Here is a 26876-nt window from a genome sequence, read left to right on the forward strand (position 1 = left end):
AGCAAATTTATTTTTAGCTTTCAACATCAAGGTGATTCACGTGAAATTTTCAGCCAGGACGCTTGCCGCAGCACTTGTTTGTTCAGCACTTCTTAGTGGTTGTTTTAATAAAAGCGAGAAACATGATTGGCAGGTGGAGCCAGAAGGGAAGGCCAGTAGCTTCCCAGTGCCGCAAAAAGTGCAGCAAAAGGTTGAAGCTGAGAATTTATCAGCGCAGGTTCAAGTGGATAACAACGGTTGGGAATCGCTGCTTATCAGTGGTGATTCGGCCACTGGTAATGTATCCGGAATTGTAGAGGGTAACCATACAATTAGTGTGCGCTTTGTATATACAACGCCGTTGTATGGCGATCTGGTACTGGCGCAAGTGACTAAAAATGTACAAGTTATTGCCGGCACAAGCACCCGATTAGAGATCTTAGAGGCGGACTACGATCTTGATCTTTTCGACGAAGATCGCGACGGTATCAATAACGCCGATGAAATTGCCCAGGGTACAAACCCAATAGATGCTAACGACCCTCCGCCAGTGTCCTCAAGTAGCGCTGATCAGGTTTCGTCCAGTAGCCTGTCTTCCTCGGTGGACTCTAGCTCGGAGCCCAGCACCGGCATAACGCCTAGCAGTGTCACTACGAGTTCATCTTTATCGTCTGCAAGTTCTAGCGAAACGATAGTCGACCCCCAAGATAACGCCATTGCTTTTGCAGGGCCCAACATTACGAATGTTGAAGAGGGTAGCCTCGTTGAAATTACCGGTTTCGCTGTCAACCCAACAGCTCCCGTTATCTACTCTTGGCGTTATATTGGTACCGATACTGTTGAATTGAGTGGTGCCAATACCGATACTCTACGCTTTCAAACTGGCGAGTATTTAGAGCCCCAAATTTTTGAGTTTGAGCTAGTGGTTACTGTAGGAAATACAGTTTCTGCGCCAGATACCATGGTGGTGAGCGTTAATGCTAATAACGATGCGCCGGTAGTTAGTTTCATCCCCGCAGAGCGGACGGTTGCGCCGAATACATTAGTAGAGCTAACGCCTTTTGAGCACTCAGACCCAGAGGGGCAGCCGCTGACATACTCATGGGCGCAACTGGCAACAGATGCTGTGCAAGTGGACGATTTCACCTTCGATAACGAAACAGCCACTTTCACCACGCCAAGCCTGAACAGCGCGGATCAGCAATTAGAGTTAACGTTCGAGCTGACTGTAAGCGATGGTGCTAACAGCACAACGGCGCCGGTGAAGGTTATTGTGCAAGACAATAACGACACCCCTGTTGCTCGCATTACAGCTGCGAATGATGCAACCAGCGTCGCCGAAAACAGCACACTGGTTTTAAGTGGTTCCACCTCGACAGACGATTACACTAGCGCTGCCAATCTAAGTTATCAGTGGGTACTTGAAAGCGATGTGGCGTTTGATTTGGGCATTACTGATTGGACAGCCCAAGACATTACCGTCATTGCGCCTAATTTAGCGGCTAATCAAGCCGTGCAATTCAGTTTGATTGTGACCGACGACAGCACGCCAGCGTTAAGCTCAACAAAAGTCTTTTTCGACTTAGATATTACGGCTGAAAATGATCCAGCGGTTGTGACCATTGCCCCGGTCGGTGCCGCCGCGCCGGGCGCGACAGTGACTTTGTCTGCTACCGTAAGCGACCCCGATTTTGAACATCAAGACCTCACCTACACCTATGCGTGGACTGAGCCTGCCGGTTATGCAGGGCTGCTCGATAACCTTGATTCGGCAACCACTAGCTTTACGGCCCCTGCAGATTTAATGACCACTACCGAGCTGGTTTTTGGTTTGCAAGTGACTCAAGTGGGTGAAGGCAGCTTGCCGGTTGTGGATGGCTCTGTGCTAGCCACTATCAGTGCTGGTTACGTAGCGCCCACGGCGGCAGCGGCGTTAGCGGCTCCAGCAGTACCTACACGCGAAACTGTGGCCTTTGACTTAACCGCCGCGGGTTCTAGCGCCGGTAGCCAAGCGATTGCCAGCTATAGCTGGGCCACAACCGATTGTACCGATGGTACATTAAGCAATGCCGCAGCGGCACTAGCGACCTTCACACCCGCTAACCGTGTCGATAGCTACAGCTGTACCTTCACATTAACCGTGGCCGATGCGGCTACGCCTACTGCGGGAAGTGATACCGATACGCTGGTCGTCAATATCATTGCTAGCGACGATGCGCCAAGCCTTGTGGCCCCCACACCGCTAGTCGGAACCTCCGGCAATACACAAGCCTTAGACGCTAGCGCTAGCTCAGACCCAGAAGGTCAAGCGCTAAGCTTTGCGTGGACGACCAACGAAGCGGGCATTACGTTAAGTAATGCTGATACCGCAACGGCAAGCTTCACCGTACCCACGGTGGCGGAGGCCACAGACTTAACGTTTACAGTGACCGTAAGCGATGGCAATACCGACAACAATCAAACACAAGATGTGGTTGTACAGGTAGGCGGCAGCAATGCTGCGCCGGTTGCCGTGATTACACCTGTAGCCGGCGACCTTGTACCCGAAGCCAGTCCTGTAGTACTCAGCGGTGAAGCCTCTAATGACGACTTTACCGACAGCGCAAGCCTGACCTACCAGTGGCAATTGCACACCACCACAGCATACGATTTAGGCATTACCGATTTCACGCAATCAACACTGTCGTTCAATACGCCGAACTTGGCTGAGCAACTCGTGTTGGAGTTTGAGTTAGTGGTCACGGATGCGCAGGGCGAAGATTCAGTGCCTGCAACTTACAGAGTAACGGTCGATAGTGTAAATGAGGTGCCTACGGTTGAGGTGACTGCCAGTCCTACTGGTGCTAATGCTGGCGCATTAGTTACTGTTAGCGCTGACGTCGTTAACCCTGACCTGGATCAGGCTGACATCACATACAGCTACGCATGGACAGCACCGGCTGGCTACGAAAGTTTATTGCCAGCGAATGCTGCTAGTAGCGTAATTAGTTTTAATGCTCCTAATGTTGCAGTTGATAATACTGTGCTCACGTTTACTGTAGTTGCTACTGAATCAGGTGTTAACGGTTTAAGCAGTGCGGCAGTGCCAGCAACTGTGACCGTTCGTTTAGGGTATTTCCCGCCTGTGCCTGTTGCAACCATTGTGGGAGGGGGTAGTAATTTGGTCGAGAGCATGCCGGCCCAATTAACCGCAGAAGATTCAATTGCGGGCACCAATTCTATTAGCGAATACTTTTGGGCTACAGATTGTTCTGGGGTGCTTACCGATGAGACAACGAGTATTGCATCGTTTCAGCCCGCTAACCTTTTAGCGGAAGAAAGCTGTAGCTTTACACTGCAAGTGAGTGATGGCGAACCTAACGGCCAAGCTACGGTTGTGCTACCAGTTACAGTATCGGCGACTAACGAAGATCCCGAAGTGATCTTTACCCCAGCGCAGCGTACGGTGATGCCGAATACTGCGGTCGTACTTACGCCAAGCGAGCATCAAGACCCAGAAGGTCAAGCTCTGACCTACACGTGGGAGCAATCGTTATTAAACCCAGTGCTCGTAGATGATTTCACCTTCGATAACGAAACAGCCACTTTCACCACGCCAAGCCTGAACAGCGCGGATCAGCAATTAGAGTTAACGTTCGAGCTGACTGTAAGCGATGGTGCGAACAGCACAACGGCGCCGGTGAAGGTTATTGTGCAAGACAATAACGATACCCCTGTTGCTCGCATTACAGCTGCGAATGATGCAACCAGCGTGGCCGAAAACAGCACACTGGTTTTAAGTGGTTCCACCTCGACAGACGATTACACTAGCGCTGCCAATCTAAGTTATCAGTGGGTACTTGAAAGCGATGTGGCGTTTGATTTGGGCATTACTGATTGGACAGCCCAAGACATGACCGTCATTGCGCCTAATTTAGCGGCTAATCAAACCGTGCAATTCAGTTTGATTGTGACCGACGACAGCACGCCAGCGTTAAGCTCAACAAAAGTCTTTTTCGACGTAGATATTACGGCTGAAAATGATCCTGCGGTTGTGACCATTGCCCCGGTCGGTGCCGCCGCGCCGGGCGCGACAGTGACTTTGTCTGCTACCGTAAGCGACCCCGACTTTGAACATCAAGACCTCACCTACACCTATGCGTGGACTGAGCCTGCCGGTTATGCAGGGCTGCTCGATAACCTTGATTCGGCAACCACTAGCTTTACTGCTCCTGCTAACTTAATGGACGAGGCCGCCCTTGAGTTTGGCTTGCAGGTTACCCAGGTGGGTGCTGGTAGCTTACCTATCGCAACTGCTCCTGCGTCTGTCGTTGTTGGTGAGGGCTATGTTGCACCAACTGCGGTTGCGGCGTTAGCGGCGTCAACAGTATCGACACGCGAAGCGATAGCTTTTGACCTAACTGCGGCTATGTCCGTACCCGGCAGCCAAGCCATTGCCAGCTATAACTGGGCTACTACCGACTGTACCGATGGTACATTAAGCAATGCCGCAGCGGCACTAGCGACCTTCACACCCGCTAACCGTGTCGATAGCTACAGCTGTACCTTCACATTAACCGTGGCCGATGCGGCTACGCCTACTGCGGGAAGTGATACCGATACGCTGGTCGTCAACATCATTGCTACCGACGACGCGCCAAGCCTTGTCGCCCCCACGCCGGTAGTCGGAACCTCCGGCAATACACAAGCCTTAGACGCTAGCGCTAGCTCAGACCCAGAAGGTCAAGCGCTAAGCTTTGCGTGGACGACCAACGAAGCGGGCATTACGTTAAGTAATGCTGATACCGCAACGGCAAGCTTCACCGTACCCACGGTGGCGGTGGCCACAGACTTAACGTTTACAGTGACCGTAAGCGATGGCAATACCGACAACAATCAAACACAAGATGTGGTTGTACAGGTAGGCGGCAGCAATGCAGCGCCGGTTGCCGTGATTACACCTATAGCCGGCGACCTTGTACCCGAAGCCAGTCCTGTTGTACTCAGCGGCGAAGCCTCTAATGACGACTTTACCGACAGCGCAAGCCTGACCTACCAGTGGAGGTTAATTACCACCACAGCTTACGATTTAGGCATTACCGATTTCACGCAATCAACATTGTCGTTCAATACACCGAACCTAGCTGAACAAATCTCGCTACAGTTCGAATTGATTGTGGCGGATGAGCAAGGTGAGCCGTCGGAGCCAGAAACCTACACCGTGACGGTTGATGCCATTAACGCCACGCCTGAAGTCAGTATTCAGCCCAACCCCGTAAATGTGGCCGCTAACGCCGAAGTGACGTTAACGGCCGAGGTGACCAATGAAGACCAAGACCAAGCGGCTATTGGTTACACTTATACCTGGACGGCGCCAGCGGGTTACGAAAATTTAATCCCAGCAGATAACAGTGGTAATACACTGACCTTTACTGCTCCAGCGATTATGGTTGATAGCCAAGCCTTTGATTTTACCGTTGCGGCCACCGAAGACGTAACCGGCGGTGAGACCAGCGCAGCCGTAACCGCTCAGGTGAATGTGCAGCGCGGTTACATCGCACCGACAGCCAGCGCAGCATTAGTGGGCGGTGGCACTACCTTAGAAGAGGGCGTAGCCGCGAGCTTAACCGCTGCGGGTTCTGTGGCTGGCACTAACTTAATTACAGCGTTCAACTGGACAACCACTTGTGCTGGCCAGCTCACCGATGCCACGGCAGAAGTGGCTAGTTTTACGGCCAATAACACCTTAGCGCCACAAAACTGTGACTTCACCTTAAGCGTTTCTGATGGCGAAACTGACGGCACTAGCAAAGCAGTACTGGCAGTAACAATTGATGCGGTTGATGATGCACCAGTGGCCACAGCGCCGGCTGCGGTAGTGAATGCCAATGCCGCAATGCCCATCGCACTAAACGGTATCACCGTTGAAGACTTAGATACTCAAAGCAGCGATTTAGGCTACCGTTGGACAAGTGATAATACTGAGGCGTTAGCGTTGCTTAGCTCAACGACTGAAATCGCCCCGACATTTACCCCAGCAAGTGCCGCTGAAGAAACATTGATTACCTTTACCCTTACCGTAACGGATGGTGGTGAAGCCGGCCGTACAGCTGCGCAAAACGCGGTATCGATAGCCAGCTTGGATGTACTAGTCGCCAATAACAACGATGCCCCCAAGGCCGATATCGCCTTGATACAGCCAGCCAGCGCAACCGACATCAGTGAACAAGCCGGCGTAACCTTACGCGCGGTGCCCCAAGCTGGCAGCACAGAGATAGACCGCTTCACCGCCGCGAACGACCTTACGTATACCTGGACGCCCAACCCCGCATTAGCGGCCTTAGGTGTTGCGGCTGATAGTGGCCAAGGCAAGGCCGACTTTAGTTTTGTGGTGGGTGATATTGAAGCGCCAGCTGCCGATTTAATGGTGACCTTAGTGGTTCGCGATGCTCAAGGTGAAATTTCCGGCCCAATTGAATACCCCTTCGCGCTTAAAGCGGATAATGCCGCGCCAGAGGTAACCTTAAACGCGCTAGACGCCGTTAATGGCGGTGATACCGTCACCTTCGAAGCTACCGCGACCGACCCCGAAGATGTCCGTACACTGAGTTATAGCTGGCAACAACTGGATGAAAACGGCAATGCCCTAGCCGCGAACGACCCTGCAGCGGTCACTTGTAGTGAAGGTAATAATACAAACCAATGTAGCTTTAGCGCACCGGTAGAAAATGAAGACCTGAGCATTACTTTTGAAGTGACTGTGGCTGAAGAGGGCAGTGAAGACTTCTTAAAGGAAACCACCGCAAATAAAACCGTCACCGTGACCTCGGGCTACATCGAGCCGGTACTGGCGCTAAGCTTAAATGCGCCCGTTAGCGAAGGTGCTACTGCTACAATCACCGCGAATATCACTGCAGGCGATGCGGCGGCTATTACCGCGTACGACTGGAGTGAATCCACCTGTTTAGGGCAGCCTGTTTTAGCGGACTTCAGCACGGCAACAGGCAGTACTTTAACCTTTGTCACACCGGGCCAGCAAAAAGCGGACTACACCTGCGACATCCAACTAACAGTCACCGACGCCACCGATAGCACAATAACCGTACCGGCTTTAAGCATAAATGTTACAGCGATCGACGATATCCCCGTTGCCGTTATCACCGACCGAACGCTAATCATTAGCGGGCACGATCCTGAAGATATCACTGATGAGTTACTGGACGGCAGCGCCTCTACCGATGAAGAAGGTGATACTTTGTATTATCAGTGGAGCCAAGATCCGGCGGACGCAGTACAAGTTAACTGGTTAAGCCGCGGCGAAACCGATGGGCAGGCGTTCTTTGCTGTACCCCAGCAACCAACACAAACGACCTTAAACTTCAGCTTAACGGTTTGTGATGCTGAAAACGACCCCGAGCGTTGTGATGCAACACCAGCTGAAATTGCCATTACAGTGGCGGCGACTAATCAAGCGCCCATTGCCATTATTTCGGTCAATGATGTTGAAGTGGCTGGTGCGAATGATGAATTCGGTCGCTTTACCGCTAACGAAACCAACCATCCTGCGCAGCGTGAAGCGGATGAAGGCGAAGTACTTGTCACGGTGTCGGCCGGGCTTTCTAGCGATTCGGCCGGCGAGCAACTGACGTTCTCCTGGGTATTTGGTGGCGGTAGTGCAGAAGAAAAAGCGTGGGCCGAAGCGGAGCTGGGTTTAACGGAAGCTGATTGGACTGCAGAAAGCTTTTCGTTTGTGACGCCCAACCTTGCTCAAACAGACACCCTCTTATTTATTTTAACGGTAAGCGATGGCTCGCTAAGCACACTGAAAGATTTAGTCGTAACCATTGAGGCCGATAACGATGCACCGGTTGTTTCTGCCACTACGGATGTTAGTAATGTTGCTGGGTTGGGCCAAGTACAGCTAAGCAGTACGGTTATTGACCCAGACATTGAGCACCGTGATTACCCCGTTGATATTACTTGGAGCGCGCAGCCCGATGTGATTGATTTTGCGGGTAACCAAACCCAGCAAAACCTAACCATTACTGCGCCTAACCTACCCGATGCGACAACCACGGTAGCGCTAACGGCGACTGTGGTTCAACCGGATGATATTGATAACCTCGGTGGCAGCGATAGTGTTCAGCTGACCATTGGGCAAGGTTACTTCCCGCCAGTGGTGACGATTGATCGTGGCAACAACCCATTAACAGAAGGCATAACGTTAAATCTAGAGGCCCAAGTAACAAACAATACTAGCCCTATTTCGGCATACACATGGGCGCTTGAAGATAACTGCAGCGATGCTGAAATTGTTATTTTAGATAGCGATGATCAAACTGCTGCGAATGGTTCTAATGTGGCCAAACGTGCCGATGTAACTTTGCCTAACCGCACGGCTATGTACAGTTGTGGTATTACTCTAACGGTTGAAGATAGCGAGCAAATAGCCGGTACAGATAGCTTTACCTTAACGCTGGCGGATATAGCCGCTACTAACGATTTACCTGTAGCAACGTTTATTTCGCACACGTTAACGGTTTCTGCGCAAGATGATGCCCTGTTTATTGGTGAGTTGATTGGCGCAGTAAGAGACCCTGAAAATCTTTTAACAGGCTATGAATGGGTGCAAGTGCCTAATCAAGGCGTAATCGATGTACCTGTGAACTGGTTAAATGGCTCGAATACCGGAGTGCCTAGCGAATTAACCAACGACCAAACAACGGCAACTTTTAGTATTCCTAAGCAACCTGTTAATACAGCGTTTGCTTTTGAGTTGCGAGCAATTGATGGTGCACAGACTGGCCCAGCTGCAAGTACCGGCATTTTGCAACTCGATGGCAGTAATTTACCGCCTAGTGCGGGCGTCGATTCAACGCAAACTGTATTGGAAAGTGAATATGACGCTGCCGGTGGGTTAGTTCCTAATGAGATAACGTTAGCCCCTGTTGATTTTGCTGCGGGTGATTTAGATGACTTTACCCCCAATGGCGATTTAGCCTTTCAGTGGCTAGTGACCGGCATGGATACTAGCGGGCTTGATTTAAACCAGCCATCGCTCACTTTCACTGTACCTAACTTAGTAAGCAGTACCGGTGGTGATCAAGATTTAGCGCCGCTGAGCTTTACTTTGGTTGTGACGGATAAGCATGATGGGGTCTCTAGTTCCACGCATACGGTAAATATTACCGCTAATAATGATGCGCCTATTATTACTGCATTAACAACAGTACCTGCCGTGCTTACCGTAGCTGAAGGTGGTTTTGTTGATTTAACCGCGACAGCGATAGACCCAGAAAACCAAGCGCTAACTTACCAATGGCAAGTAGTCGGTGGTGCCGCTAACGATGATCGTTTCACTACGCAAACTGGTACTAGCACGCGCTTTACCGTGCCTAGTGGTTTATTTGCCGATACGGACTACGCGATTGTTGTGCAGGTTTCTGATGGCGTTAACCCGCCGGTGGAATCGGCGCCTATCACCATTACTGGCCAGACGAGCTATATAGCGCCAGCTGTAGCATTAGAGGTAAGCGCTAACCCGACAGAAGGGGAACTCATTACAGTCAATGCTACGGTGGATTATTCAGGCCCGACAAATAATCCTGTATATACATGGGTTGGAAGTTGTGAGGGGGCTTTAGTATCACTAACCGAAGGGCCTATTAACGGGTCTACGGCCGGCGTGGTGACTTTAAGTGCAAGCTTCCAAGCAGCAGCAACTGTAGATGCATATAGCTGTAAAGTGGACTTAAACGTTGATGGCGGCAATGGTCAAGGCAGTATTACAGCAACTACAAATGATTTTATCGTAGCGCCAATAGATAACCCACCAACTGTGATTGCGCTTACCAGCGCGGACCTGCCTGTTGCTAGTGTAGGTATGCCCTTCACGTTAAATGCTCTGACTTTAAATGGCGGCCTACCTGTTGTGAGCGATAGCGATACGCCTTTGGACGAGCTTACTTACACGTGGCGTGTTGAGTCTGAGTACAGTGATACTGTTGATGTCACCAATAATGGCCCTATAGCCACAGTTATATTTCCGTTAGATGTTTTTGAGGTTGACTCAACTGTTGCGTTTTTACTTGATGTAGCTGATGCAACCACCACCACCGTTCAAATGCCCCCAGCGAATAGCTATAGGGTAACAGTAACAGCCCTTAATCAAGCGCCGTCTGCGGTGATTTCTGATGATGCTGGTACTACCTTAACCGGTGAAATCGAGTTGCCGGAGACAGAAGCCGGAGCGGCAGCATCGACATTAATATTAAGCGCAGCGAATTCAGTTGATGATTTTGATGCTGTCGAAAAATTTGAGTGGAGCATTGGTACCGATGCAATCGCGCTAGCAGATTTAGGCCTAACCATTGCCGATCTTACTAATGAAACTATCGAAATTACGGCTCCCAATTTATTGCTGGAGACGAGCTTTTCTGTGAGCTTGGTTGTCGTTGATACGCAAGGCAATCGTTCTGCGACATCACCGCCTACAAATATTACTGTGAAAATTGCAGCGGATAATGATGCGCCAAGTGCCCCTGCTATTGCCGACATTGCGAGCAGCGAAATAGAGGTGAATCAACCTTTATTGCTAACAAGAAGCCTAGCCTCCGCGGATCCTGAGTCTCAGTTAATTACTTACCGTTGGGAGCAAGTTTTAAATAGCGCAGCATCAATTATTTGTGGTGATGTAGAAACGTGTAATTTCACGCCTTTAGAGGCCGGTGAGTATTCTATTGCTGTTATTGCATCTGACGGTGAAAAAGAGGTCTCATCGGCATTCGTAAATGTTACGGCTGTTGTTCCTGTTGATCCAACGCCTATTATTAGTGTGCAGTTCGAACCTGAGTTGCCCTCCGAAGGTATACCTGTAACATTAACAACAACCGCAATTTACCCAGACCCTGATGCATATGAAGGCGATTCTTGGAATTTAGATTGTGGCGGCCATCCTTATACATTATCGGACTTTAGCTCATCAGGCGCTCCTGACTTGGGGGGCGTTGTCTTAACTGGGACTTTTACAGGGGCTAACGCATTAGACGATTATGAGTGTGAAGGGGTATGGACTGCTGAGATAAACGGAGAGACCGTAGTCACACGAACACCTTTCACAGTAAGTGCTGATAATGATGCCCCCGATATTGCAGAGGGTATTGTGCTGCCTCTGGTGGATATTACTGCGGCTTACATTTTAGATGCCCAAACGCTGAATGGCGGCCTGCCAATGGTGACCGACGATTCGCCAGAATTAACCTACAGCTGGCGTGCCGAGGGCATAAATATAGTTACAGACCCAGCAACGGGCTTAGGTACCGTGGAAGCGTTCCCCGATTCATTTACCGCTGCCAATGTAACTTTTTACCTCGATGTTTCCGATGGTGTAAATGATGTTAGCTCAGAGGGCTATTCCGTAACGGTACCTGCAACGTTGAGTTCTGCTCCAGTTATTACCGTGTTAGAAGCTACAGTGGTGGAAGCTGGCTTCAGTGGTTCGCCAATAGAAAGTCTGGAGTCGTCTCAGGGAGTAGAGATTCAATTTCCTGATCCATCAATAACTGTTGAAGGTAGCCCTGTTTGGGGACAGCACTGTTCAAAAATTTCAGTGCGAGGAACGAGTGTTCGCCCTCGAGATCTAGCGAACACCGAGGTATACAGGGTTTATTTTATTCCTAACGAAGACATTGCTAATTATCAATGTACGGGTTCTACCGTTACGTTTAATTTTAGCGATGGCAGCCAGCAGGTGATTACTCTCGATACTTTTACAGTGAGTGCGGATAATGATTTGCCGGTTAAACCTGTGATTGGGACGTTCGATGGTAGCTTCTTAACAATTGGTGATCCTGTTGAGCTTAACCTAGAAAATGTATCTTTAACGGATCAAGATGGCGAGGCGATTACTTATACTTGGTTGCAAAGTACGGATGGCGTTAGCTTCACAGAGGTAATTGAGTGTGACGATAGTGTTGGGCAGTGCGTCTTTTCTCCGACCGTTGCTGATGATTACCTTGTGAAAGTTGTTGCTAGTGATGAGACTAATAAAATTGAGTCGTCTGCTGTTAATATTTCTTATGAATTACCTATAACTTTTTTAGATGTTGAAGGTAATGAGATAACCGAGCTTAATATCCTGATTGTACCCGGTGGAATTAAAACGGAGAGTGTATTTTTTGCCGGTATTAATCCTGATGATCTAGTTGCGAGAGGCGTTGATTTCCGGGGGGATCTATCCACTCGCGTAGCCAGTGAAACTTTGGTTAATGATGAAGCTAATCACATTCAGTTCACTACAAATGGCCGTATTGGTTCATTTACGGTGAAGGTTAATTACCAAGTGATTGGTGGTGCTCGTCATTCTTCTTATTTAACAGTAACAACAACAGAAATGGACCCTGACGATATTGTTGTACCTATACCAAAAATTAAGGAACTGGATAAAACTGAGTTTACACTTGGAGAAACAGTCGTCTTTGAGTTAGTGAATGTACCTGAAGTGGATAGTGGTGGGCGAAGATTAAGGCATAGCTGGCGCTTGCTAGACTCAAACGGAAGTTTAATGTCTATGCTTGATTTTCCTGAAACCGATTTTGATTGTGCTGATATTAATTCGCCGACGTGCACTTTTTTACTGCCAAATACAGCCGGGGAATATCGTGTTGTATCGCTACTTAGTTTTGATTTTGTTACTAGTGAAAGGTATATATCGCCTAGTGTAACAGTCACCTTCACCTCCCCAATAATAGATCAAGACCCACTAAATTTTGTTGACGGCCAAGGTAATAATATTGCCGGTGATGGCAGCTACTCGTATGAAACGTTTGTTGGTGACGACCCGTTTACTTTTGCGGCATTGGGTGGCAGTGGTTCTGGTGCAATTACTTACGCTAGTAGCGATGAATTAATTGCAACGGTGGACCCTACGACGGGAGAGGTGACGTCAAGTGGTCGAGCTGGAGAGGTGACAATTACAGCTGTTAAAGCTGCCGACGAGGTTTATGCTGAAGCGGTTGCTGAATACGAATATTCATTTATTGGTTATCAAGGTATACCTGTAGTTATAGATCGTAACCAAACCTTCACTGACCCTACGAATGAGTACGCAATAGACGGTGAGTCTGGCAGCGGTGGAATTAATCCTGTTGCTATAAATAGCAATATTGCTTTTGTTGTAAATGGCGGCAGTGAGTTAGATATTTATGATATATCGGGAGGCTTTAGTTTATTAAGTACTTATGATGCATCTATTGTGTTACCTAGCTCCGCTTGGGCTTATGCCGTGAATGAAAACTGGCTTGTTGTGACTAATAATTCTGGCGATTTTGATAGTTATGAAGTTATTGATATTCGCCAGCCGTCGCAGCCAAAGCTTCTTATGTCAGGTGACTTGCCAAAAGACTCCTCCAATTTACCGATGCTACCTAGGCTTGTTGGTGATCAATTACTTATTACTGGTATTAATCAGTCGTTTTATTCTTCATCGGTATTAGACCTGAGTGTAGGTAGTTCGTTTAACTTATTAGGCTCGGGGCAGTTGGATCTTGACGGTTATTCCATTTACGAGCCATTCGGCTGCAATTCTTATGATGTCGCTACGGATGGCTCTCTATCGGATGGTGATACGTTAAGCGACTGTAATACCTGGGAGGCGTCGAATAATCGCTTTGTCTTTGCGACTTCTAGCGCGAGTTTATCTAACCCTACAATTATAAATGTATATGATCGGCTTTCTTTAGGTGGCGTTTCGGCTATTAATGAATTTGAAGAAACATATAACTTAGGCACGGGAGCGAGCGTGCAAAATCACGATGTCTTTGCTGTGGACAACGTACTCTATGTTCGCGCGTTTAATCCTGCAGCATTTGGCTCACATATTAAAGCTTACGATATAGGTGATCCTGCGAGTATTCATTTAGTCGGTAATTATCGTGTGAGTTCTAGCTATATAACGCCCGCAGAAACCGGTGTTTATATTAACCTTAGTGCAAGTGAGGGCGTCGCGTTATTTAATCAGAATGACCTGATTGATGTGTTAACTGAAAAGCAATATCGATATGGCGATATTGTTGATATTGATGTTGCATTAAACTCAACTGCGGGGAGTCGCTCAAGGTGCTATGTATCCGGTGGTTCGTGTCAGCTAATCGATATTAATCGTCAGCAACTCACTGCGAAAATACGATGGTTTACCCCAACCGAAACTGAAAGTAATAATGCTGCTGGGCACTATGAAATTGCAGTACTTGATAGTGGCTCAAGCTTTAATTCTTTAGATGTTGATCGAGTCAAACTCATACCTGAAGACCGAACTTCTCAGGATTCGATATCTGTTAGCGGTATTCCCGTAAATATCTCATCAGGTGACTTATTTACGCTTTCTACCTCTGGGGGCAGCGGTTCAGGTGAGTTTATTTATTTATCCAGCGACCCGTCGGTAGCAACTGTTGATGCATTAACTGGCGAAGTAGTGTTAGTTGGGCAGGGTGACGTGACTTTGACCGTTGTGAAATCAGGTGACGCCAGTTTTGCACCGGCCACGGAATCATTTGAACTTACTGTAAATCAGCCGATTCAACCTCAAGTCATATCTTTCGGTGATGCGATTGACGGTCAAACGGTTGTTAAATTTGTGGGTGAGGACCGCGAATTCAGCTTGCCTGCTGAGTTGGTGAGTGCGCAGGGTTCATCTGAGCCGATTATTTATCGAAGTTCGGATGAGACTGTTGCGACGGTGGATAATAATGGGGTTGTCACAATTCACCCAGAACCTTCAGTTTTTTCGCATATTAATTCAGGTGATGGTTTGGTCGCGCGCATTTCGGCGACTAAACTAGGGGGCGGGCAATTTAGCGAGGCCCGAGCGTTTTACGATTTGGGAGTTCTTCGGTACAGTGGCGAGACTGCTGAAGTTCCCGATGCGCCATTTTCCTTAGGCGATACTGTATTTTCACCTCAAGCCACGATCCCCCTAAGAGTGGCTCCCCAAGTCACGGTCGCAAATAGCTCACATATTGTGTTTAAAGCATTAGGGGAAGTCGGAATTATTGATGTCTCTGACCCTTTCTCGCCATTTGAAACTGTAGCCTCATTTGATGTTAGTGGCACATCTTCGTTTGACGCTCTTGCTGTTGATGGCGGAATTGTCTATGTCCCTCATAAACCGGTCAGTTTTGTATACGAGATTGCAAAATTAAGCATTGATAGTTTGCTCGCAGGAAACCGCGATGCTTTAGATTCATATTCCATGGGGTCTCTAAACGCCGGTGCCACTATTCGCGGTCTATTTGTGTTTGATAACTATTTATATGCTGGTAGCGATAGTCAATTTGTGCGCTCTGATCTTAGCCTAAGCGGAGCCGAAGCGGTCCCAGAAATGCTTCGTGAAGGTGAGGAAATTAGAAATATGGTGTCAGACGGCAAGCATTTATATGTGGCCGAAGCCTTTATTACAGAAAATATAGATCGCCCAGATCACGGCTTCCTAACGTGGGAGCATAGTGCGAATGGAGAAGCGAATAAACTGGGGCACTTGATGACTGCAAACAGTTCTGTTTGGGCTGCGGGCGGCGGCTATGTTTACCATTACCCTGGGTTTGGATTTGGTGATGAATTTGGTGTGAGAGTCGTCAATATGGAGGATCCTACGTCACCACTAGTTTCGGCTCATTTGGCGAAGGGTTTTTGTGTCAGAGGTCAGCAGTCGTCATTTGTGTTGGAGGAAAGTCGACTTTATTGCATTGGAACTCAGGGCGCGAAAGTGAATTCAGCCCATATTGATGACCCAGAGGCGCCGGTCGTTGGAGCAAGCTATGAGTTGTTACCTGACTTAAAACATGTGCACAAAATGGACGACTCCCTTTTCGCTATAAATGATTCTGAACTAGCTTCATATGATGTAAGCGGGCGCCTATCCCTAGGGGATGAATATAGCAGTGTTGCACCCTCCCAAGTATTAAGTTATCAGGTTAGCTGGACGTCAGAGGCGAATATTGCCGGCGCATTAAACCCTACTTTAGAGGTGGGTGCTTGGGTGACCGGCGGTTCATACCGATTGCTCAATGTAAACATTGTGCAGCGCACTGCGTTAGTTGAGTGGACTGTACCTGCAGAGCCTGGGCAATACGAGCTTATAGTTGCGGCGGGAAGCTCATCTTTTTTTAACGCTGATTTTGACCGGATTGTTGTAATGCAATGAAAGGCAAAACAACCCTGCCGAAGAGGGCGCCGCGAGATTTTGGTTTGCATTTATGTACCGATTGACGACTTCTAGGTTCATGCACTCTAGTTGTCGTTTGGGTAAAAAGTTATTAAGGTTTCGCTCACGTACTGAAGAGGTTCTTGAGCCACTTTGAAGTAGGTTGAATTAGATCAAGGGTTGCGTTGATATTATTAGGTTGAGCGCTCTATTAGCAACCGGCCAACCTCCCACACTCCAATCAGCCAAAATCCTTGTTGCCCAGATCTGCTAGGCCTTTTACACTACACCACTTAAATTCTACTCAGAATCGTGGTTCCGTGGCCAAATATGAAACAACTTGAAGTCAAAGACGCTCTGCCGAAGGGCTTCAAGCTGCATTGGTACGAAATACAGGGGGTGCTCGGCCGTGGTGGCTTTGGGATTACTTACCTTGCCCGCGATACTAACCTCGATTGCAATGTTGCAATTAAAGAATACTTTCCTATCGAGTATGCCAGCCGCGAGGGGCATACTCAGTCTTTAGAGCCTACAACCGCCGATAACAACAATGTTTATGCTTGGGGGTTGGAAAAGTTCGTGATTGAAGCGCGAACGCTTGCCAAGTTTAGCCACAAAAATATTGTTCGCGTTTCCAGCGTATTTGATCAAAACAATACGGCCTATATGGTGATGGACTTGGAGGCGGGACAAAGCCTTTCTGAGGTGATTTCCGCCAAAGTGCAATTTACCGAATCTCAGCTTACCAATATGCTGGTTGGCTTGATGGACGGTTTGGAATTTGTGCACAGTAAGGGCTTTATTCACCGCGATATTAAGCCTGCCAATATTATTTTACGTGCTGATGGCGAGCCGGTACTGCTAGATTTTGGCTCTGCTCGCGGGGCGCTTAAACAAACCACCAAGCTCACAAGCCTCGTGTCGTTTGGCTATACCCCTTTTGAACAGTACAACGCAAGTAGTGACCAGCAGGGGGCATGGACGGATGTGTATGCACTTGCCGGTACATTCCATCATATGTTACTAGGCACAAAACCGGCCGAGGCAATGGCGAGGGCAACCGCGTTAATGAATGGCAAGCCAGACCCGCAGCTGCCTTTGGTTGATTGTGAGGCGCTGGGCTTTAGTCATCAATTTTTGGCAACGCTGGATGCCGGCTTAGGTTTTCGTGTAGAAGAGCGGCCTCAAAGCATGTCGTCTTGGAAGCAAATGCTGCTAGAGGAGGTTTCGCCAAAAGCGCGAAAGAAAGCTTTGTCGGCAGCTAAGGTTGGCGCTAAAGACCGCACCGTACTGATGCCAGCAGCCAGTAACGATAGCGTGACTTCCTTTAGGGGGAAAAAGGCGGGTGATTTTAATGCAGAGCGCTCGGCGCCTTGGGGTATTATCGTTACAGCGGTGTTATTGTTGGGCGTTGCTGGTGGTGGCGGTTTTTGGTTTTGGCAGCAGTCATCGTCAAAACCTGTTGCCCCTGCAAGTGCTTTGGCACCCACTGAAGCGGAAGATAAAGACCAAAAAATTGTTGATTTACAATCTGAGCTACAGCAAGCCGATAGCCTAGCAACAGAGCGTGCAGCAGAGTTGGCAGAGATTAAAGCCGAGCGCGCCCGCCGTGCTGAACAGCAAAGGTTGGAGGAAGAGCGGCTAGAGGCTGAGCGTTTGGCAGAGGAGGTTCGTTTAGCCGAAGAAGCTAAAAAAGCCGAAGAGGCTAAGTTGGCCGAACTGGAAAAAAAGAAAGCGCTTGAAGCTAAAAAGTTAGCCGAGAAAAAGCGCAAGCAGGAGCTAGCGGCCAAGAAGGCAAAGTTTGATAACGAAGCTAAAAATCTTGTCGCGGGTTTTATTGCAACTTTCAAACGCAAAGATCACGCATCACTTATCGATAATTATGTAATCCCTAAAGACAAGCAGGTTTTTGTGCAGCAGCTAATGGGGGCTTACAAGTCTTTCTCTTTATCGAGCGAACCAATAGAAAGCAATGCAGCAAAGCAAACAGCCCAAACAGTGATTACGATCACCAGTATACGGGCTAATAATGGCAGCATTGTAAAACCTGGTGCTGCTTGGCGGGATATTCCCGTCGAAATTAAAAAGTCGGCCAATGGCAAGTTAGCGCTTTATTGGCTTTAGGCTTCCTCTTTTTTGGGCAATTGTTATTTTGTCTGTCGTTGTCAATCGTAAAGTGCGACCAAGTTCTGTTTTAAGTGTGGCGCGCGTCCAATATTGAGGTATCACTTTTAGTAAAGTGGCACCCCAATCGGCGGGTGTAAGTACTTGCTAATCAAGCAACGCGCTTGCCTATATGGCCCACTTCACAGGCACAAAAAATATGTTTTTTAACCCTACCAATCAATGCTTTCGCCTTTATCGTTGGAAGCCGGTTTTATCATTAACGTCTGTGCTTGCATTAAGCGCTTGCATGGCAGAGCCTAAAAATAACACTTCTTCATCTATTGATGTTGAGATCAGCAGTTCAGCAAGCTCGTCGTCGTCAGTAGTTGCAAGCTCGAGCAGTATGGATTCCACGGTTAGCTCCTCAAGCGAGCTGAGTTCGTCATCAAGCTCTGAGTCCAGTAGCGAAGGTGCGCTGGGCGATATTATTCCCCGCACAAGCTGCCCACCTGCACCGCCGGCGCCTGACTTCGGTAGTTGGAAGCCGCATTATGCCGAGGCGGCTTACCCCAGCACTCACGATGTGGTACGTGATTTTAAAGAGCTAATGGTCGAGCAGCCTGTTTTTAATGAAACGGGTATCGATTTGCCATGGAATTTGCACTCGCCTTATCAGGCCGAAGGCGATCCCGATGCCTTGTTCCCGCTGGTTGTTTATATTCATGGCGGTGCAGAGCGCGGTAGTGACCCAAGTGCACCCAATGTTCATTTAAACAACCGGCATGCTAAAAACTTTTTTGCCTCGGCTAAATCGCTACTAACGGATGAGTATCAAGCGCAGTTTCCTGCTTATATTTTGGCACCATTATGTGACTGTAACTTCTATTCTAATGAGTGGTCTTCCGATGGTGGTGCTAACTTTACCATGAAAAATGAGCCTTCTCGGTATGGTGAGGCAGCGCTAGCGCTTATTGAAAAACTGATTGCCGAAAAACAAATCGACCCTGCACGTATTTATGTTACAGGCCCCTCTATGGGTGGCGGTGGCTCTTGGGAGTTTGCGGTTCGCCGGCCCGATTTATTTGCAGCGGCTATACCGTTGGCAGGGCATCCTCCATCTTCGAACGATTTAAAAAAGCTGCACGATAGCAAAGTGCCAGTTTGGTCCAACCATGGTGAAGGTGATGGCAGCAACCCAATTGACGATGCGCAAAACGCCGTTGATTTCGTTAGCGATGGCGGAGGTTGCGCTTGGATTTCGCGTTACCCCAGAGGTACAGGCGCTGATGATCCAGCCGATTCAGACCCTAGCGATGCGCCACACAATATATGGGCTAGGGCCTATACCAACCCAGACCTATGGCCTTGGGTGTTTTCAATCTCCCAGCCTCGCGAGCAATAGTCTTGTTGTAGCTATTAACGTTTTTGAACGAAAAAAGGCGCAGGTAATGCGCCTTTTTTCGTTGTGGCGGCTCAATTTTCGACAAAATGCATGCATTAGATGAGGTAATTAAGTGTTACTTTTAGTAAAGTGGCACCTTGAACGCTTGGGTTGATGTGTATCACTTGGCTTTAGCCCTGAAGCAGCTCTGTCTTGTTTTATTACCTCTCAAGGTACTTCTGATGTTTTTGATTGAATTCCGCGCGCAACACCTTGTTGCTGTGCTAAAGCGTATTACTTTACTGAATACTATCTGGTTGCTGGCAGCTTGTGTGGCTGGGAATAAAACACAGTCGTCGGCTTCTTTGTCGGCCTTAAGCAGTAGCGAAGCATATAGTGAGATGGGAAGCGAGTCGTCAGATAGCGCAAGTGTGCCATCAAGCTTGGCAAGTAGTTCAAGCTTTGATGATGTGGTTAGCAGCTCCAGCGCTGCGGCTTCTAGCGAGCAGATCATTACCTCGAGTGTCACCAGCGAAAGCTCCTCCAGCGCCCCAACTATTTTGCAAACAGTAATTGGCCCGCGCACCGAGTGCCCGCCACCACCGCCAGAAGCTGACCATGGCTCGTGGGCACCTCATTTTGCGGCCTCGGATACCGATCAATACAACACCGTGATGAATTTCAAGGAGCTTATGGTTGAGCAGGCGCCAGTTGAGGCATCCGGTTTTAGCCTACCGTGGTATTTGCACACGCCGCATCAGGCAGACGGCAACCCAGATGCGACTTACCCATTGGTTATTTATTTGCACGGTTTAGGTGAGAGCGGTAATGACTATAGCGACCTTTGGGGTAATCGCCATACCACTAACTTTTTTGCGTCCAATAATTCGCTACTTACCGACGAGCACCAACAGCAATTCCCAGCGTATATTGTTGCGCCGCACTGTAACTGCTCGCAAGGTGGCTCTGAGTGGACTAACGCGGCCGGTCGCGATTGGCGGTTCAACCCAAACAATGCCAGTGCGCCAGGCGAAGCGTTGATTGCGTTAGTTGAAAATATGATAGCCAATCACCAAGTTGACCCTGCACGTATTTATGTGACCGGTATATCAATGGGCGGCGCGGGCTCATGGGGTATTGCGCTACGCAGGCCCGACCTTATTGCGGCTGCCATTCCGCTGTCTGGCCATACGCCGGACCGCTCGACGATGCAAAGCCTTATTGATACCAAACTACCTGTGTGGGCACACCATGCGCCGAGCGATGAAAATAACCCCTATACAGAAACCAGTAGCGATGTAGCCGCATTGGCTGAGGCCGGTGCCTGTACTTTTATCACTAGCTACCCAACCGTGCAGGAAGCCGGTTGGGAAAACGTTGATCCGGGTGATAAAGAAAACGGCCAAATAAACGGTAACGATTTAAATCACACGGTTTGGCCAAGGGCCTATACCAACCCTAATTTGTGGCCTTGGCTTTTTTCTATTGCTCAGCCGCTTATTACTCAAGAAGTGACGCTTAGCAGTATGCCTGCATCGAGTTCGGCCTCCAGCGTAAGCAGTGCGCCGTCGGAAGATTTAGGTGCCCGTGTAAGCAGTTTAGAGTTTCCAGGTGATAGTTTGAAAAATTGCGTTGAAGAGGCAAATGTCCATTATGTTGATGAACTAACACAGCTTAATTGTCGCCAGCAAATTACCAATTGGGCAGGCTTGGAAAACTTAACAGCGTTAAAAACGTTGACCTTGTCCGGTGGTTACTTTAACGAACCAGTAACTATTACCGGCTTAAATCATGTCGCGGAGCTTGTCTTGAACGGCGGTAATTATGGCGCGCTGGATATTAGTTCAGCCGTTAATTTGCGCGTATTAAAAGTGCTTGATGCAGGTCGTTTAAGTTATTTAGATATTGGCGCTTTGGCGCAGCTAGAAACCTTAGTCGTTGCCAGTGATGATATTGCATCGTTAAGTATTCAAGGCAATCCTAAATTGTTGAACGTTGATGTGTCGGGCAGTGAAATAGGCTGTAACGCCTTAACGGAAATGCATTTTATAAAGCCTGAGCTGGTGATTGAGCACGATATTTTAGAGTGCGACTTAACGCTGCCTTCTGGTGATAACCACAATGTTGCTAATTATGCTGATGTCGCGCCGGTGATTGATGGCCAAGTGGATGCGGTATGGGATCTTGCCGATTGGGATGCATTAAATGAAGCCTGGGTGGGCTTTGAGAATTTATCCGAACCATCAAGTGCAGAAGATTTTTCTGGGCGCTATAAGGCGTTGTGGGATGAAGACTATTTGTATTTATTGTTTGAAGTAACAGACGATATTAAAAATGTTTCGGGCGCTTATTATCAAAAAGATACTGTCGAGCTATTTATTGATGAAGACCGCAGTGGTGGTTACCACGAATACAATAACAATGCCTTTGCTTACCATATTAGTATCGAAAAAAATGTTGAGGATATCGGTGATGTGGAAGGCCATGTCACGGTAGAGATTGATGAAAACAATGCGCCTTCCTATATTTGGGAGATCCGCGTTGCTATATTTGGCGATTATGGCAACGGTGCGGGAAGCATGGAGCAGGCTCGCCGAAAGCTCTATGCCGGAAAAATTATGGGCTTTACGCCAAGTTATATTGATAACGATGGTAACGGCGGTCGCGAACATTTTATGAGCGCTGTATTTACTGATGACCACAATGATAATCAAGGTTATATCAATGCTGATTCTTTTGGCTCGCTAATGTTGGTTGAATAGAGTATTGGCTTGTATCGCGGGTTGGGTTTAACCCAGTAGCTAAAAGCGGCTCCTTCGGGAGCCGCTTTTTTTGCGGTGAGATATCTTATTTGCAACGAGTTTATGCAGTTTCGCTATGAGCGGCTACACTGAAAATAACGCCGCCCCCATACCGTATGCATCGCATGGTGCGTTGTTTGTGGTAATGCCATAGAGCGCAAATATTATAAAGCGGCGTAGTTGCGAGGTACTCAGATGGATGATCAAGATCAGCGTCACGAAACGGCGCGACCGCCTGAAGGTATGAGTGAAGAAGAACTGGCAAAGCACCCTAGTTGGCGCCGCCACACTAAAAGCTACCAAGCCAAACGTGGTTATGTGCGTGATTTGTGGATATACAGTGGCATGTTGATGATCTTTATGCCGTTGCCGTTACAGGTGTTTTGCTTGGCGGCATTGTCATTTATTTCGCTCAGTATATTGGATGCTGAGGGATAATTTACATAGGGCTATCAGAGCGAAGCACAGGCTTTGTTAGCTGTGCTTCGCCGTGCCTAACTTATTAGGCTTTTAGCATTGGCTTTAAAAAGCGGGCTGTGTGCGAGGCTTTAACACTGCAAATATCCTCTGGAGTGCCGGTAGCAATAATTTGCCCGCCGCCACTGCCGCCTTCTGGCCCTAAATCAACCACCCAGTCGGCGGTTTTTATCACGTCCAAGTTATGCTCAATCACAACGACGGTATTGCCGTGGTCGCGCAAACGGTGCAGCACATTGAGCAGTTGCTGGATGTCGTGAAAATGCAGGCCGGTTGTTGGCTCGTCAAGAATATACAGCGTTTTACCGGTGTCGCGCTTAGATAGTTCTTTGGCAAGTTTAACCCTTTGCGCTTCACCACCAGATAGCGTAGTAGCAGATTGCCCCAAGCAAATATAGCCTAAACCAACATCCATGAGCGTTTGAAGCTTTTTGGAGATGGATGGTACCGCGTCAAAAAAGGGCGCTGCGTCTTCAATGGTCATGCCGAGCACTTCGTGAATATTTTTCCCTTTATATTTCACGCCGAGTGTTTCGCGGTTATAGCGCTGGCCGTGGCATTGATCGCACTGGACGTAAACATCGGGTAAAAAGTGCATTTCTACTTTCACTACGCCGTCGCCTTGGCAAGCTTCACAGCGTCCGCCTTTCACATTAAAGCTAAAGCGGCCAGCTTTGTAGCCGCGCGCGCGCGCTTCTTGGGTGCCGGCAAATAGCTCCCGTACAGGGGTGAATATTCCTGTGTAGGTTGCGGGGTTAGAGCGTGGTGTTCGACCAATGGGGCTTTGGTCTATATCGACGCATTTATCAAAATGATCTAGCCCACGTACCGCTTTGTGCGGTGCGGCTTGCAGTGTGCTGGCATTATTTAATGCGGTGGCAGCGAGAGGGTAAAGTGTGGCATTGATTAGCGTGGATTTCCCAGAGCCAGAAACGCCTGTTACACAAGTCATTAAACCTACGGGGATTTCCACCGTTACGTTTTGTAAGTTGTGCCCGGTGGCGCCTTCAAGCACTAAATATTTATCGTCTTTTACGGGCGTGCGCTGCTTGGGGATGGCGATAGATTTTTTACCCGAAAGGTAGGCGCCAGTCAGCGATGCTTTACTGCGTTTAATTTGTGTGAGCGAGCCTTGCGCGATGATTTCGCCACCGTGTACGCCCGCGCCAGGGCCTACATCTACAATATAATCGGCTTGGCGAATAGCATCTTCATCATGCTCTACCACGATAACGGTGTTACCGAGGTCGCGCAGATGTGTAAGGGTGCCGAGTAGACGATCGTTATCGCGTTGGTGCAAACCAATGGAGGGTTCGTCCAATATATACATAACGCCTACCAAACCGGCACCAATCTGGCTGGCAAGCCGAATGCGTTGAGCTTCTCCGCCAGATAGCGTATCGGCGCTGCGGTTAAGTGTTAAATAATTTAAACCAACATCCACTAAGAATTTAAAACGCTCGCGTAATTCTTTTAAAATTTTATCGGCAATTTTGGCTTTTGCGCCTTTGAATTTTAATTTGCAAAAGTACTCGTGTGCCTCGCCAACGGGCATGCCCGTAATTTGAGGGAGGTCGCGTTTATCGACAAAAACATAGCGGGCCTCTTTGCGCAAACGCGCGCCGGCGCACTCGGGGCATTTTTGTGTCGATAAAAACTTACTAAGTTCTTCGCGCACCGAGTTAGAGTCGGTATCGCGGAAGCGGCGTTCTAAATTGGGTATAACGCCTTCAAAACTGTGGCTGCGTTTGTAAATGTCGCCGCGATCATTAACGTAATTAAAATCAATAACTTCATCGCCAGAACCATACAGCACGGCTTTTTGTTGTTTTTTATTGAGCTTTTCCCACGGAGTTTCTACGTCGAAGCCAAAATGCTCGGCCAGTGACGTGAGCATATGAAAATAATAAAGGTTGCGTTTATCCCAGCTTTTAACGGCGCCATCGGCGAGTGATGATTTTGGGTTAACAACAATACGGTCTTCTGCAAAAAATTGTTTTACCCCTAAACCGTCACAAGTGGGGCAGGCGCCCGCAGGGTTATTAAACGAAAACAGTCTGGGTTCTAATTCAACAATGGAATAATCACAATGTGTGCACGCATGCTTGGCAGAAAATACTTGCTCTGTGCCGTCTTCGTCGGTCATTGGCGCGATAATGGCGATGTTATCGGCAATGCGCAGGGCGGTTTCAAAGCTTTCGGCCAAGCGTTGTTTTAAATCGGCGCGTACTTTAAAGCGGTCGATAACGACTTCAATGGTGTGTTTTTTGCGTTTATCGAGGCTTGGTGCATCGTCTAGGTCGACGACAACACCGTCAATTCGAGCGCGCACAAAACCATCGCGAATTAACCCCTGTAAAATGTGGTGGTGCTCGCCTTTGCGTTCGCGCACAACAGGGGCAAGAAGCATCAACTTGCTGCCCTCGGGCATGGCGATAACTTGGTCTACCATTTGTGAAACGGTTTGTGCGGCAAGTGGCTCGTCGTGCACAGGGCAGCGCGGCTCGCCCACGCGTGCAAATAGCAAGCGTAGGTAATCGTAGATCTCGGTAATCGTCCCCACGGTCGAGCGCGGGTTGTGCGACGTTGACTTTTGCTCGATCGAAATGGCGGGGCTAAGGCCTTCTATGTGGTCAACATCGGGCTTTTCCATCATCGACAAGAATTGACGCGCATAGGTCGATAATGATTCTACATAGCGGCGTTGTCCCTCTGCGTAGAGGGTATCGAAAGCTAAAGAGGATTTGCCCGAGCCCGATAGGCCCGTAATAACGATGAGTTTATCGCGTGGCAATTCGATGTTGATGTTTTTAAGGTTGTGGGTGCGCGCACCCTGCACAATAATTTTATCCACAGTAGTCTACGGCTGCTCTTTAGGTTAAAGGGTTGGAGTATACGGAGTTGCGGGGGTGTTTGTCTTGATGTTGAGCGAATGATCGAGAGGCTCTTTGGCTTGCGAAAAAAAACGGCGCACAAGGCGCCGTTTTTAAATGTTGTCCATGTCGCGGACCCAGTTGTTTGCTTCTAGGCGGTTGCGCACGCCAATTTTTTTGTACACGTTGTACAGGTGGCTTTTAACCGTGTGCTCGCTGACTTCTAGTACCTTGGCGATATCTGAGTTAGTCGCGCCATTTTTAATCAGCTTTAATATTTGGCGCTCTCGTTTTGTTAATTTTATTTCTAGTTTGCGCGAGCTGGGTGCGCGGCGGTTCTTTTGTAAAAAGTGATGAAGTAGGCGGCGCGGTACCCAGTATTCGCCATTAAGCATGCAGTTTAGGCCGCGGGTAAGTTGTTCTTGGTCGGTATCGTCGAAGAACACGCCTACGATACACGGCCAATCAAGCAGCTCTTCGTGTTCGCTTTCACTTTCGGCATTTAACAGTACAACGCGTAGCTCGGTTTTATGGCCTTGAATACTGCGCACTAACGATTGTAGGTCATCAAAGCTTCTGCCTTGGCAATCGACTATTGTCAGGCTGACATGGGAAATACGCTTGGTGTAAGTGGTTTCTATGGCGCAAGGTAGGTTTGTTTGGGTGCTAATAAGGTTGGCGAGCAGACCTGTTTGCAGGCTGTTAACCACCGAAAACAACGTGATACCTTCAACTTCTTCTACCGGCGCTAGGGCTTCTTCTTGTGCCTCGGGCTCGGCTTTAATTTTAGGTTCTGTGGCCGCTGTATTCGGGAGGGAGTCTTGCTCGGGCGGTGATGTTTGCCCGGTTTCATCGACGCTAACTTCTTTGATGGTCACAGTGATTGCCTTGTTTTCTATCGCTCGCGAGTGTACAGGGTTGGCCTTTCTAGGGGACCTTTGATGATTTTCTATACCTAGTACTTTGCGCGGCATTGTAACTGAAACGAAGATGTGTAACTAGACTGTGCGCTTGCTATTGACTGTAATCTAGGGGAATCGGATGTTTTTGTCGTGTTTTCGGGCAATCCCAGCGCTTGTGCT

The 26876-nt window shown here is 48.5% G+C and carries 8 protein-coding genes; 5 read left to right on the forward strand and 3 right to left on the reverse strand.

Going from position 1 to position 26876, the window contains the following annotated elements; genetic code table 11:
- The first annotated feature begins 40 nt into the window (after positions 1 to 40).
- Together MARGE09_RS07850 and MARGE09_RS07855 are read left to right on the forward strand one after the other, a co-directional pair.
- On the forward strand, positions 41 to 16156 hold the full coding sequence (locus MARGE09_RS07850) for a PKD domain-containing protein (protein ID WP_236986779.1): 16116 nt from the start codon (positions 41 to 43) through the stop codon (positions 16154 to 16156).
- Between the two features lie 330 nt (positions 16157 to 16486).
- Positions 16487 to 18280, forward strand: a complete 1794-nt coding sequence (locus tag MARGE09_RS07855; RefSeq protein WP_236986780.1) for a serine/threonine protein kinase — start codon at positions 16487 to 16489, stop codon at positions 18278 to 18280.
- 234 nt (positions 18281 to 18514) lie between these two features.
- Here MARGE09_RS07855 and MARGE09_RS07860 read toward each other — a convergent pair whose 3' ends face one another.
- A complete protein-coding gene (locus tag MARGE09_RS07860; RefSeq protein WP_236986781.1) occupies positions 18515 to 18676 on the reverse strand; it encodes a hypothetical protein in 162 nt (53 codons plus the stop codon).
- Between MARGE09_RS07860 and MARGE09_RS07865 the strand changes: the two genes are divergently transcribed.
- From MARGE09_RS07865 to MARGE09_RS07875, 3 genes are all read left to right on the forward strand, one after another.
- Positions 18666 to 19664: a carboxylesterase family protein gene (locus MARGE09_RS07865; protein ID WP_236986782.1), complete on the forward strand. Its 999-nt coding sequence runs from the start codon at positions 18666 to 18668 to the stop codon at positions 19662 to 19664. The genes MARGE09_RS07860 and MARGE09_RS07865 overlap by 11 nt on opposite strands.
- A gap of 221 nt (positions 19665 to 19885) precedes the next feature.
- Positions 19886 to 22405 carry a sugar-binding protein gene (locus tag MARGE09_RS07870; RefSeq protein ID WP_236986783.1) on the forward strand — a complete coding sequence of 840 codons (2520 nt, stop codon included), beginning with the start codon at positions 19886 to 19888 and terminating at the stop codon, positions 22403 to 22405.
- A gap of 234 nt (positions 22406 to 22639) precedes the next feature.
- Complete coding sequence (locus tag MARGE09_RS07875) at positions 22640 to 22882, forward strand: hypothetical protein (protein WP_236986784.1); 243 nt, start codon at positions 22640 to 22642, stop codon at positions 22880 to 22882.
- Between the two features lie 64 nt (positions 22883 to 22946).
- Here the strand turns inward: MARGE09_RS07875 and uvrA are convergent, their stop codons facing one another.
- Together uvrA and MARGE09_RS07885 are read right to left on the reverse strand one after the other, a co-directional pair.
- Complete coding sequence (uvrA, locus tag MARGE09_RS07880) at positions 22947 to 25775, reverse strand: excinuclease ABC subunit UvrA (protein ID WP_236986785.1); 2829 nt, start codon at positions 25773 to 25775, stop codon at positions 22947 to 22949.
- A gap of 132 nt (positions 25776 to 25907) precedes the next feature.
- A complete protein-coding gene (locus tag MARGE09_RS07885; protein ID WP_236986786.1) occupies positions 25908 to 26672 on the reverse strand; it encodes a LuxR C-terminal-related transcriptional regulator in 765 nt (254 codons plus the stop codon).
- Positions 26673 to 26876 lie beyond the last annotated feature (204 nt).

This window comes from Marinagarivorans cellulosilyticus, assembly GCF_021655555.1.
GTDB classification, from domain to species: Bacteria; Pseudomonadota; Gammaproteobacteria; order Pseudomonadales; family Cellvibrionaceae; genus Marinagarivorans; species Marinagarivorans cellulosilyticus.

Excerpts from the sequence above, each read along its gene's own strand:
- MARGE09_RS07855 (WP_236986780.1), top strand. The coding sequence starts at position 16,487 with ATGAAACAACTTGAAGTCAAAGACGCTCTGCCGAAGGGCTTCAAGCTG.
- MARGE09_RS07865 (WP_236986782.1), top strand. The coding sequence starts at position 18,666 with ATGGATTCCACGGTTAGCTCCTCAAGCGAGCTGAGTTCGTCATCAAGC.
- MARGE09_RS07870 (WP_236986783.1), top strand. The coding sequence starts at position 19,886 with ATGTTTTTGATTGAATTCCGCGCGCAACACCTTGTTGCTGTGCTAAAG.
- MARGE09_RS07875 (WP_236986784.1), top strand. The coding sequence starts at position 22,640 with ATGGATGATCAAGATCAGCGTCACGAAACGGCGCGACCGCCTGAAGGT.